The organism is Caldalkalibacillus mannanilyticus JCM 10596 (genome assembly GCF_000615945.1).
GTDB lineage: Bacteria > Bacillota > Bacilli > Caldalkalibacillales > JCM-10596 > Bacillus_AT > Bacillus_AT mannanilyticus.
Genome location: NZ_BAMO01000048.1, coordinates 23,530 through 35,805 on the forward strand (window position 1 = coordinate 23,530; position 12,276 = coordinate 35,805).

Sequence of the window (12,276 nt, forward strand, 5' to 3'; positions counted from 1 at the left end):
TAGAATTCTCCTTTCCATCCCTCATTGGAGATCGCTTGCTTCTCTTGTACCTAAAGGATCAACCCCTTTTCATATTTTTTTCGCTTCAGATACTGACCATGACCCGATTCGCCTACAAACTGTCGGTTCTGAATGACAAATTCCCCCCGTGAGAGCACCGAAACCGGCTCCCCTGTGACCTGTAAACCTTCAAAGACATTATAGTCTACTGCCATATGATGGGTTTCTGCTGAAAGAGTTCTTTGCACATTCGGATCAAAAATGACTAAATCTGCATCAGAACCCACCGCAATCGTTCCCTTTTGGGGAAATAAACCAAACAATTTAGCACTTCTTGTGGAGATCATATCGACAAATTGATTGAGGGAGATTCGTCCTTTCTTCACTCCTTCAGAGAATAAGATACTTACCCGATCCTCAATCATCGGACCGCCATTGGGAATTTTGGTGAAATTATGACGTCCAAGCTCTTTTTGACCTTTAAAATCAAAGGAGCATTGATCCGAGCCTATGGTTTGTAGCTGTCCACTTTTTAGAGCGTTCCAGAGAATATCCTGATTCCATTTTTCACGAAGCGGCGGGGACCAGACATATTTGGCACCTTCAAAATCTGGTTTTTCTAAGGCGCTTTGATCCAGCACCAAATATTGAGGACAGGTTTCTCCCCAGATCTCGAATCCCTTGTTTCTCGCTTCGGCAATCCTCTGCACAGCCTCGGCACAGGAAACATGCACCACATAGAGCTGCGAGTCGGCTAGTCCAGTAAGCTGTGCCGCTCTGCCCGTTGCTTCTCCCTCAACCTCTGGGGGTCTGGTTAGGGCATGATAGATGGGTTCGGTATGACCTTCTGCCAGTGCTTTTTCTGTCAGGTATTCGATGACATCTCCGTTTTCTGCATGAACCATAACAAGTCCGCCCAACTCCTTAGCTGTGACTAACGTACGAAAGAGAGTGGCATCGTCTGCTTGAAAAACATTTTTATACGCCATAAATACTTTAAAAGAAGTGATCCCTTCTTGATCCATAACACTAGGAAGCTCAGCAAGTACCTCCTCATTCATCTCTGCAATCATCAGGTGAAAGCCATAATCGATCACGGCTTTTCCTTTCGATTTAGCATGCCATTCATCTATTGAGTTCCGAAGAGGCTCTCCTTTTTTCGTTAGGCAAAAATCAATAATCGTCGTGGTTCCACCAAAAGCAGCAGCAATGGTACCCGTTCTAAAGTCGTCCCTTGTTACCGTTCCTCCAAAGGGCATGTCAAGATGGGTATGAGGATCGATTCCTCCAGGAAATAGATAATGTCCTTGTGCATCAATGATTTCTGCCCCCTCGACAGATAAATCGAGTCCAATGGTCGAAATCTTCCCTTGTTCGATCAGCACGTCTGCCTGATAGGTATCTGTTGCGGTCACAATTATTCCGTTTTTAATCAGTTTTTTCATATCCGTTTTCCCCTTTTTTATCTATTAAGGAGCAGATCTATCTTCTGCTCTCCGATCTATTTAAAGCCTAATCCTGCTTGACGCTCGTTCCAGCTCATTGCAGGCAAGTCACTAGGGATTTCGACCATGTCAATCGCCCCTTCAACAGGACAAACAATAGAACATAGATTGCAGCCTACACAATCTTCTTCACGTACCTGCAAATACTTTTTTTCGTCCGCCTCTTGCAGCATATCAATACATTGATGAGAGGTATCTTCACAGGCAATATGACACTTATTACAATTGATACAAACCTCTTTATTGATTCGGGCGACCACCTGATAATTCAAGTCAAGCTCGCCCCAATCTGAATACTTAGCCACTGATTTCCCCACTAAATCCATTGCCGAAGCGATCCCCTTCTCATCCAGATAATGAGATAAGCCTTCTAGCATATCCTCCACAATGCGAAAGCCATGGTGCATCGCCGCAGTACATACCTGAACACCTGTAGCTCCCATCAGCATAAATTCAACTGCATTTTGCCAGTTGGACACTCCACCCATCCCCGAGATCGGGACAGAAATTCGAGGGTTTCGAGCACATTCTCCAACCATATTTAAAGCGATTGGTTTCACTGCAGGACCACAGTATCCCCCATGCGCTCCCTTTCCTCCAACATGAGGAATCGTATTCCAGGTGTCTAGATCCACCCCTGCTAGACTATTAATTGTGTTGATCATACTGATGGCATCTGCCCCGCCACGTACGGCAGCCTCTGCTGTGACTGTAATATCTGTAATATTCGGAGTCAGCTTCACAATAACTGGAGTTTGTGCGACCTCTTTCACCCAATAGGTTTGTTTCTCTACTAGCTCTGGAACTTGACCAGAGGCAGAGCCCATTCCTCGTTCTGCCATCCCATGCGGACAACCAAAATTAAGTTCAAGACCATCTACTCCGATCTCCTCCACTCGCTTAACTATCTCATGCCACTTTTCCTGCTTAGGCTCAACCATTAAGGAAGCAATAAGCACATGATGAGGAAATCTTTTTTTCGTTTCAGCCATTTCTTTTAAGTTCACTTCTAGCGGACGATCGGTGATAAGCTCTATATTGTTAAAGCCTGCTACTCGTTGCCCCTGAAAGCTTAGCGCAGCAAAACGAGAGGATACATTTAGAATAGGCTCCCCTAATGTTTTCCACACTGCTCCTCCCCAGCCCGCTTCAAAGGCTCGTTGAACCTGATAACCTGTATTGGTTGGCGGTGCCGAGGCTAACCAAAAAGGATTAGGCGATTGAATACCCGCAAACTGAATACGCAAATCAGCCATCTAAATCCCCTCCTTGCTCAAGTTGGTGAATAGCATAAGCCGTTTCTTTGCCCTGCTGTGCCGCAGATACTACCATTGCCTCTCCTCGTCCTTTGCCAAAAATCACATCTCCACAGGCAAAGATCTTCGGCTTCGAGGTCTGAAAGGTCGTCTGATTAACCTGCACAACACCTCCTCGATGCTCCAAACCAAATGCCTCGATCAGCTCAATATATCTCAACTGACCAATCGCCTTAATCACCGCATCTACCGGTAGAATATATTCAGAGCCCTCCACTGGTATAGGTTGACGCCTACCGTCAGAACTTGCCTCACCTAACTCCATACGGATACATTCGATTCTTGTCACTTTTCCCTGTTCATCTCCTATGATTCGCTTAGGAGCCGTCAACCAGCGAAATTCAACCCCGTCTTGCTTGGCAAACTCGTATTCAAAATGATACGCCGTCATTTCTGCTTGGGTTCTACGGTATAAAATCTTGACATTTTCTGCTCCTAATCGCACTGCACAAGTCGCTCCATCAATCGCCGTATTTCCTGCCCCAATGACCACTACACGTTTTCCTACTAAGTCACTAGTGATCTGATCTGTTTTTGTCGCTTTGATCAATTCAAGCGCATCATATACCCCTTCTAATTCTTCTCCTTCAACTCCAAGCATAGGAACATTCGCCATCCCTATAGCCAAAATGACGATGTCGTAATTTTCTGTTATTTCTGCTGAGGATATATCTTGACCCACTCTTGTATTGGTACGAATCTCAACACCTAAGCTCTTGACTTGATCCACCTCCCATAAGGAAATGGCTGGCGGTAAACGAAACGAAACAATGCCATACGTATTTAATCCACCTGCTTGCTCCTCTGCTTCGAAGATGGTGACCTGATAACCAAGGAGTGCCAGTTCTCTAGCCGCAGACAAGCCTGCTGGTCCCCCTCCAACGACAGCAACCGTTTTTCCCTTTTTTTGCTCGGCTTGAAATAAGACTTGTTTATTTTGAATCGCCCAATCTGTAGCGTAGCGTTGTAAATCGCCAATCATGATGGGGTTTGTTGAATGATTAAGAACACAGGCTCCCTCACATAGTTCTTCTGTAGGACAGACACGAGCACAGCTTGCTCCCACTGGATTTGAGCGCATAATCGTCATCGCTGATCCCTTGATATTCCCCGAAGCAATTTTCTTAATAAAAGCAGGGATATCTATTCCTGTGGGGCAAGCCTGAATACAGGGAGCATCGTAGCAATACAGACAACGATGCGCTTCTTCTTGTGCTTGACGCTGGCTTAACCCTGGGTGTACTTCTAGAAAATTATCTACCAGCGTCCCTAGGGATACCTTCATTTCCTTGCTCTTTTCCAAAACCATTCCTCCTTTACATAAGCAGATACATTCTCGTCTTTTTTCATAAGGGAAGGAGTAGCCCTGCTTTCTCTAGGGCAACAGAGCCGTCATATCTTGATAGGTTTCAGGACGACGATCACGATAAAACTGCCATAGATCCCTTACTTCTCGAATCATTTTTTTATCCATTTCCGCAATAATGACTTCATCCCGATCGCGACTCCCCATAGCAACAAAGTTTCCTTTTGGATCAACCAAATACGATTGACCATAAAATTCTCCCATATTCCAAGGGGCTTCGTTCCCCACACGATTGATGGCTCCTAGATAATATCCATTTGCCACAGCATGGGCGGGCTGTTCTAGCTTCCAGAGATATTCAGAAAGTCCAGCAACGGTTGCCGACGGATTAAAGACAATCTCCGCCCCCCCAAGCCCTAACAATCTAGCTCCTTCTGGAAAATGACGATCATAGCAGATATAGACACCCACCTTGGCAAATGCCGTGTCAAAAACAGGGTAGCCTAGATTGCCAGGCTTGAAATAAAATTTTTCCCAAAACCCATAGCCCTGCTCGCCCACACCCACATGAGGAATATGCTGTTTGCGGTATTTCCCCAAATAACTCCCATCAGCATCAATCACAGCTGCCGTATTATAGTAGGTCGAAATCCCTTCACGTTCATAGATAGGAAGAATAATAACAACTTCTAATTCCTTAGCCACTGCTTGAAAAAGCCGAGTGGTCGGTCCATTTGGAATCTCCTCTGCCGAGTCATACCATTTCGTTTTTTGTTCAGCGCAAAAATAGGGACCATAAAAAATTTCCTGTAAACAAATAATGTTTGCTCCCTTGCTCTTTGCTTCTCTAACCAATTGCATGTGTTTTTCAATAGCTTTTTCCTTATGAACCTCTACAGGTTCATCACCATGAACTTCATGAGAAGCTTGAATTAACCCAATCTGTACCTTATCTGACATGCTGATCCCTCCTTCATCCTTGCTTGACGATCTATAACTAAATATATTGAATAGTTATAACTTTATACTTGCTTTGAAAAACTTTTCCTTTAGGTAAAAGTGGCAAAAAAAAAAGAAGAATTTCATAGTGAAATCTCTCATTTAAGGCTTTTCTCGTCTATTCCTATCATTCTGTTATTTCTCTATTCTACGTTTTTTTCTCATGGCATATCGTTCCTGTGCTTGTTCATATTGTCTTTGTTCTTCCTCGGTTTCTGGTACGACCTGAGGAACAGGTGTAGGCTGTCCTTCTTCATCTAAAGCAATAAACGTTAGATAGGCACGAGCGGTTATTTTTCTTTCTGCCGTTAGCAAATTTTCGGATTCTACCTCCACATATACTTCCATAGAGGTTTTATGTACCCATGTCACATAAGCCTCTAGATTGATTGCCTCACCTGTTTTTATTGGGGCTAAAAAATCAAAGTTATCGCTAGATACAGTAACAACCGGCTTGCGGCAATGTCGCATAGCTGCGATACACGCAATTTTATCAACATAAGCCATCACTTTTCCCCCGAAGATCGTATTATGGTGATTCGTATCTGGCGGGAAAACAAGGTCTGTCATGTAGGTTCTGGATTCTTGTACTTTTTTCGCTTGTATCTGCATGTTAGGCCTCCTTATATCCGCTGACGAGTAAAGTGAGTGGCTTCGACCATATTCTGAAGGGAAGAAATGGTTTCCTCCATTCCTCTTGTTTTCAATCCACAATCAGGATTGATCCAAAATTGAGCGGGAGCTAATACCTCTAATCCTCTCTCGATCGTGCTAACCATTTCTTGAACAGAAGGAACTCTCGGGCTATGAATATCATATACACCCAATCCAATTTCTTTATTGTAAGCATGGTCATAAAATGTGGAAATTAATTCTCCATGACTGCGAGAGGTTTCCAATGAAATGACATCCGCATCGAGTTGACTAATCGAATCGATAAAATCATGAAACTCGCAATAGCACATATGAGTATGAATTTGGGTCGTATCTTGTACTGTAGAAGTTGTCAGGCGAAAAGCGTTGACCGCCCACTCTAAGTAATTATTCCAAGCTGATTTTTTCAAGGGTAATCCCTCACGCAGGGCAGGCTCGTCTACTTGAATCATCTTGATCCCTGCGTTTTCTAACGCTTCAACCTCCTGGCGTAGGGCTAAGGCGATTTGAAAAGCCACCTCTTGACGAGATAGATCATCACGTACAAAAGACCAATTTAAAATGGTCATCGGCCCAGTAAGCATGCCTTTCACTGGTTTAGTCGTCAGGCTTTGAGCATAGAGGCTCTCTTTTACGGTCATAGGCTGTAGAAATTCTACATCACCATAAATAATTGGTGGTTTGACACAACGTGATCCGTATGATTGCACCCACCCGTTCTTAGTAAAGGCAAAGCCCCCTAATTTCTCACCGAAAAATTCCACCATATCCGTCCGTTCAAATTCACCATGCACGAGCACATCAAGACCAATTTCCTCTTGAATAGAGATCCATTTTTTTATTTCCTTTTGGATAAATTGATCATATTGCTCTGCTGTCCACTCACCCTTTCTCCACTTTTGCCTAGCCTGACGAATCTCTGAAGTCTGTGGGAAACTACCGATTGTGGTAGTTGGGAGCAAGGGAAGGTTCCATACTTGCTGCTGCTTCTCTCTCCGCTGTTCAAACGGAGCAGAACGATTGAAATCTGCGTTTTCGACCTTGGCTACTGCTTCATGAACAACTGAACGATTACGTGCCGATGATAAAGCCATCTGTTCTAGAATCTTCTGGCTTTTGATCATCTCATCCGCGATCATACTTTCACCATAACGAAATCCTTTGATTAGGCAGCTTAGTTCGTCTAATTTTTCATCAGCAAAGGCAAGTGCTTCTTCAAAAAGAGAGTCTAAATGGGTTTCTTCATGGACATTCACAGGAACATGGAGTAAACTACTTGATGGCTGTATCCAAACACGATCTTCGGGGACGATTCTTGTGATTCTTTGTAATAAGTGCCATTTGTTCGGCAAATGAGAACGCCAAACATTTCTGCCATCAATCGCTCCAACACCTAGGACTTTATCTTGTGGAAAACCATGCTCGGTTAGAAAACGTAGATTTTGTTCTAGACCATGTACAAAATCTAAGCCAATTCCCTGTACAGGTAACGTAACCACTTCTGAATAATGTTCCACTGAATCAAAATAGGTTTGAAGCATCATCTTCAATTTGGGAGCTGCTTCGTGCAGCTGCTGATAGATATGGACGATTGTTTCCATTTCTTTTTTTGTTATAGAGGTAACGAGAATGGGTTCATCTAGCTGCACCCACTCGACGCCCTCTTGCTCTAATTCCTGCAAAATTTGTTCATATAGTGGCACAAGCTGTAAGATAAGGTCGGGCAATTCTGAAGCCGTATATCCCTTAGAAAGCTTCACAAATGTATAAGGTCCCACCAACACAGGCTTTCCTTCAATACCCAGCTTTTCCTTCGCTTCACGATAAGCAATAAGGGGTTTATTCACGGTGAGCCTTGGCGTCACTTCTCCTAGCTCAGGTACAATGTAGTGATAATTGGTGTTAAACCATTTCGTCATTTCACACGCCACAGCAGATTTACTGCCACGTGCCATGGCAAAGTAAGTCTGAAGAGAATCTGCCTCTCCTTCGTTTCTGAATCTCTCAGGAATGATTCCTAGCATAACAGCCATATCTAGCATATGATCATAGAAAGTGAAATCACTGACAGGAATATAATCAATTCCTTTTTCTTGCTGCTTTTTTAGATGGTAGAGTCGAATCTGTTCCATCTGTTGGAAAAAGTCTGTTTCTTCTCTTTTTCCAGCCCAAAAAGCTTCTAACGTTTTCTTCCATTCACGATTCTCTCCAATACGCGGATACCCTAAATTACTGCTTTTTACTCTTCCCAATCTCCTTACCTCCCTTGATGAAATCATCCACTTTCTTATTCCGAGTCCAAAATAAAAAAGGCATCTCTAACGATTCAATAGAAAGTTAGAAATGCCTAAATAAACAGTGTATCCATATTCAATACTGTCATAGCGATCCTAACACCTCCCTATCTCCCGTAGGTCTTGCAGTGTTGTCGAAACAGGCAGGTCTCCTGACTCAAGGTTCACTATCAACAGCATCCCTTCCCAATCTCATAAGATCAGTGGTGATAATTTGCGTTGACTCCCCTATTACAGTGGCGGGACCGTGTCGGATTTGCACCGATCTTCCCTTTTCATCCTTAAAACAAATTCGTTCAAGGAACCTATTTCCACTTATGCAATTGGTAAAACGTAAGCTAAGGTTATCATGGGCACAAAAGAGAGTCAAGCTAATTTAGAGTATGTTTTTAGGGAAAAGTTCAATATAATTAATACCAAGATCGAATTCAAATTCAGCAGAGGTGTTCACTATGTCGCTACCTATTTACTATGGTTCTCATGAAACCTTATCGTACAAAGAAACCTTTCATTTAAAAAAACACCTTAAACGAACACCCTTTCAGCATTTTCAGCACTTTCTTTTAGATCCTGCCATCCTGACTCCTGTTAATTTAGACTGTACAAACTGTAAACTGGTTCATCCTGTTTCCTGCTGTGAAGAAGGGCAGCCTTTTTCAATGACTAAACAACAAGAACAAGTTCTTGAATCACATGCGATTCCTATCATAAAGAAATATCTTACTAGCGCTCATCTCCATGAAGCAACGACAAATGGATTTCTAGAGCAGGTTTCCTCACAAGCAGATGTCCAAAACATTAAGAAATGTCAGGGGAACTGTTTCTTCTTGGCAGGCAATTTATTCACTATTCATCAATATGCGGAACATGAAAAGATCGAAGCAGATGAATTGAAGCCTTTTAGCTGCTCGCTTTTTCCCTTAGATATCATTCAATATCAGCAATCCATCATCATTACCTCCTTAACGCGTAAAACAGCTTCTTTTTCCAGATGGGGAGAGGAGTATAAGGACTATATATGTATCAATCGCTCCTTGCGTCAAGGACTCCCTTTTCAGGTCGATCAGCTAACGGAAGTTGAAAATGTTCCTTTTAGTGTAGAGGATTACAAACCAGCTTGGTCTTGGAATAAAGAATTACTACAGAAGCATTTTGGCATCGAACTTATTCGGTTTATCGAAAGCCTTAGCTCGCAGCACTAATTTGCTAGACTTCACGCAAAATAACGGCTTCTCACCATTTCCTAAAAACAAAAAATACTATGTTTCGAACGGAGGGCACATTTAATAATGATGGAAAATCTATTAATCGGAGGGATTCTTTTTTTGGCTGGACTGATTCTTAGGATTTTTCCGCCTAGAAGGATCAATCATTTATACGGCTATCGAACGCGAAGAGCTCGGAGAAATATCGAAAATTGGACGCTAGCAAACCGATATAGCAGCAAGCTTCTCATGATTATTGGGCTGATTCTGCTTCTCGTGGCGTGGGTAACCGAAAGCACTCTCGTGACCTCTATCTTAGCAGGTATTCTTATCCTTATTTTGTTTGTTCTTGTCGAATTTAAATTAGACTGAATAGCATAAACACCTAAAAATCCAGTTTTTTTACTGGATTTTTTATTATTTTATAGCCAAGAATCGACACATTTTGTAACATAATGTTCATTTTGAAATTTTGGATTTGTGAGAAAGATCACATGATTTTCCGCACAGAAGGAGTATGATGACCTTGAAATTGTCTATTTAGACAGTAAATTAAGTGTGAAGCGAGGGATCGGAGATGACAAATATTACACCTGAGCAGCAGAAGGAAAGCAAAAAAATTCAAACACCCATCAAGGACGAACCTTCTTTGAAAGGAGCGTTTGTCTCAGTCATGCTACTAGGAGGTTTTCTAGTACTATCTTGGGTGGCTGTCTTTTACTTATTTATTAGTAGAAACTAGACACTTGAGCATTCGTTCTTGAGCAAGCACCATCAATGAAAAGAGGGGAATTATATGCATATTCATCGTTTGGAAAAAATTTGGCTCATCCTTGGGATTGGGACTCTGTTTTTATTCTTAACTATTCTTGGAATCTCTGCTTTTGCCATGGGCATGCATCCACCGAGCAGTCATGCTCATCACGCGATTGATCCGGCAAAAGTGAATGAAACAGCACCTTTTGACACACCAGAACTAAAACAGATTGGCGATAATGAGTACGAAGCGATTATGGTTGCCTATGCTTTTGGCTATAGTCCGCAAAATATTGAAGTGCCTGTTGGAGCCACTGTTCATTTTATTGTAACTAGTCCTGATGTCGTGCATGGTTTTGCCATTCCTGGAACCAACGTCAATATGATGGTACTCCCTGGTGAAGTCAGTCGTATTTCTCATACCTTTAGTCAATCAGGCGAATTTCTGATTATCTGTAATGAGTATTGCGGTGCAGCACATGAGTTTATGAGTACAACAATCATTGTTAAATAGAGATAGAAAGGACGTTCAACACTATGACAAATGTGAAACAACAACCTGACCCTAAAGAAACCTTTGACCAAAAGGACGGTTCTCTCGTTCTAGCCCATCTATTATTCGCCATTGTGGCTCTTTTTCTAGGGGGAGTTGCAGGATTATTACAAGGAATGGTTCGTGGCGGTACAATCACTCTGCCAGCAAACATTGGTTATTATCAATTGCTTACAGCACATGGCGTGTTAATGGCACTCGTTTTTACTACCTTTTTTATTATTGGTTTTCTCTATTCTGGTATTTCCAAAACCTTGGGTGGGAAATTATTAGATTCTGTCAGAAAGATGGGCTGGATCGGATTTTGGCTTATGGCTGTAGGAACCATTCTTGGTGTTTCTCAGGTATTATTGAATAAGGCAACGGTACTATATACCTTTTACGCTCCATTGAAAGCCTCACCATTATTTTATATTTCTCTCGTACTACTTGTTGTGGGAAGCTGGTTAAGTGGCTTTGGAATTTTTAAGCAATACTTTCATTGGAGAAAGGTTCATAACGGTCAATTATCACCTTTATTTGGATTCATGTCTGTGACGACCATGCTTATGTGGCAGATCGCAACAATTGGTGTTGCCGCAACGGTTCTGCTTCAATTTATTCCTTGGTCCTTTGGCTGGGTCGATACGATTAACGTTCTTTTAAGTCGTACTTTATTCTGGTATTTTGGTCATCCATTAGTCTATTTCTGGTTATTGCCAGCTTATATCTGCTGGTATGTTATGATTCCCAAGATTATTGGGGGCAAAATTTTTAGTGATGCCTTAGCAAGATTGTCCTTTATTTTATTGTTATTGTTCTCCATTCCTGTAGGGTTTCACCATCAGCTTATGGAGCCTGGAATTACTCCCTTCTGGAAGTACTTGCAGGTGGTCTTAACCTTTATGGTTGTGATTCCCTCTCTTATGACTGCGTTCTCTTTGTTTGCTACCTTTGAATTAAATGGTCGCGAGAAAGGAACCAAAGGATTATTTGGCTGGGTAAAAGTCCTCCCTTGGAAGGATGTCCGCTTTTTTGCTCCATTTATGGGAATGCTCATATTTATTCCCGCTGGAGCCGGTGGATTAATTAATGCCAGTTTTCAAATGAATGCCGTGGTTCATAATACCTTATGGGTCACAGGACACTTTCACTTAACAGTCGCTTCCAGTGTGACACTTACTTTCTTTGGGATTTATTATTGGTTAATTCCAGCGATCACAAACCGAGAGCTCACTCCTAAGATGCATCGGTTAGGTATTATACAGACGGTGCTATGGTGTGTAGGAATGTTCTTCATGTCTGGAGCCATGCACTCAGTAGGCTTATTTGGTTCCCCAAGAAGAACAGCGTACACAACGTATGGAGATCATCCTGATGCTCTCTTTTGGATGCCTTACCATGTCGTGATGGCTGTCGGTGGAATGATTTTATTTGTCAGCATCCTACTTCTTATTTATAATATTGTTCTCTTACTTAGAGCACCTAAAGGGTATACAGAATACCCAATCGGTGAGGTTTACGAAACTGCTGAGAAGACACCTAGGATTCTAGAAAGATGGAGCATCTGGATTGCGATTTCAATCGTTTTAATCTTAATTGCTTATACGATTCCATTGATCGGAATGATCAATAGTCCTGTTCCAGGTTCAGAAGGGTTTATTATGTGGTAAGAAATTTCATTGGCAAGCTTAAATGACTTCGGATAT

At 42.2% G+C, this 12,276-nt stretch carries 11 protein-coding genes and 1 riboswitch; of the genes, 5 read left to right on the forward strand and 6 right to left on the reverse strand.

The window, feature by feature from the left end:
• Nucleotides 1-50 precede the first annotated feature (50 nt).
• The 6 genes from hydA to metE form a co-directional block, all read right to left on the reverse strand.
• Nucleotides 51-1,445 carry a dihydropyrimidinase gene (gene hydA / locus JCM10596_RS26800; protein ID WP_034681896.1) on the reverse strand — a complete coding sequence of 465 codons (1,395 nt, stop codon included), beginning with the start codon at nucleotides 1,443-1,445 and terminating at the stop codon, nucleotides 51-53.
• A 56-nt stretch (nucleotides 1,446-1,501) separates the two neighbouring features.
• Complete coding sequence (gene preA, locus JCM10596_RS26805) at nucleotides 1,502-2,761, reverse strand: NAD-dependent dihydropyrimidine dehydrogenase subunit PreA (protein ID WP_034681900.1); 1,260 nt, start codon at nucleotides 2,759-2,761, stop codon at nucleotides 1,502-1,504.
• Nucleotides 2,754-4,106: an NAD(P)-dependent oxidoreductase gene (locus JCM10596_RS20635; protein WP_025028725.1), complete on the reverse strand. Its 1,353-nt coding sequence runs from the start codon at nucleotides 4,104-4,106 to the stop codon at nucleotides 2,754-2,756. The genes preA and JCM10596_RS20635 overlap by 8 nt, the downstream gene beginning before the upstream one ends.
• Nucleotides 4,107-4,196: 90 nt before the next feature.
• Nucleotides 4,197-5,087, reverse strand: a complete 891-nt coding sequence (locus tag JCM10596_RS20640; RefSeq protein WP_025028726.1) for a nitrilase-related carbon-nitrogen hydrolase — start codon at nucleotides 5,085-5,087, stop codon at nucleotides 4,197-4,199.
• A 174-nt stretch (nucleotides 5,088-5,261) separates the two neighbouring features.
• A complete protein-coding gene (locus tag JCM10596_RS20645) occupies nucleotides 5,262-5,738 on the reverse strand; it encodes an acyl-CoA thioesterase (protein WP_034681903.1) in 477 nt (158 codons plus the stop codon).
• 11 nt (nucleotides 5,739-5,749) lie between these two features.
• The gene (gene metE / locus JCM10596_RS20650) at nucleotides 5,750-8,059 is read right to left on the reverse strand and encodes a 5-methyltetrahydropteroyltriglutamate--homocysteine S-methyltransferase (RefSeq protein WP_051541396.1); all 2,310 of its coding nucleotides are present in this window, start codon (nucleotides 8,057-8,059) and stop codon (nucleotides 5,750-5,752) included.
• A gap of 140 nt (nucleotides 8,060-8,199) precedes the next feature.
• Nucleotides 8,200-8,398: riboswitch (cobalamin riboswitch) on the reverse strand.
• Nucleotides 8,399-8,526: 128 nt separating this feature from the next.
• Between metE and JCM10596_RS20655 the strand changes: the two genes are divergently transcribed.
• From JCM10596_RS20655 to JCM10596_RS20675, 5 genes are all read left to right on the forward strand, one after another.
• Nucleotides 8,527-9,276, forward strand: a complete 750-nt coding sequence (locus JCM10596_RS20655) for a DUF3109 family protein (protein ID WP_025028729.1) — start codon at nucleotides 8,527-8,529, stop codon at nucleotides 9,274-9,276.
• An 87-nt stretch (nucleotides 9,277-9,363) separates the two neighbouring features.
• Complete coding sequence (locus JCM10596_RS20660) at nucleotides 9,364-9,651, forward strand: SdpI family protein (protein WP_051541397.1); 288 nt, start codon at nucleotides 9,364-9,366, stop codon at nucleotides 9,649-9,651.
• A 205-nt stretch (nucleotides 9,652-9,856) separates the two neighbouring features.
• Nucleotides 9,857-10,021: a cytochrome c oxidase subunit 2A gene (locus JCM10596_RS29300; protein WP_148302657.1), complete on the forward strand. Its 165-nt coding sequence runs from the start codon at nucleotides 9,857-9,859 to the stop codon at nucleotides 10,019-10,021.
• A 54-nt stretch (nucleotides 10,022-10,075) separates the two neighbouring features.
• The gene (locus JCM10596_RS20670; protein ID WP_025028731.1) at nucleotides 10,076-10,549 is read left to right on the forward strand and encodes a cytochrome c oxidase subunit II; all 474 of its coding nucleotides are present in this window, start codon (nucleotides 10,076-10,078) and stop codon (nucleotides 10,547-10,549) included.
• Between the two features lie 23 nt (nucleotides 10,550-10,572).
• The gene (locus JCM10596_RS20675) at nucleotides 10,573-12,240 is read left to right on the forward strand and encodes a b(o/a)3-type cytochrome-c oxidase subunit 1 (protein ID WP_025028732.1); all 1,668 of its coding nucleotides are present in this window, start codon (nucleotides 10,573-10,575) and stop codon (nucleotides 12,238-12,240) included.
• Nucleotides 12,241-12,276: the final 36 nt, after the last annotated feature.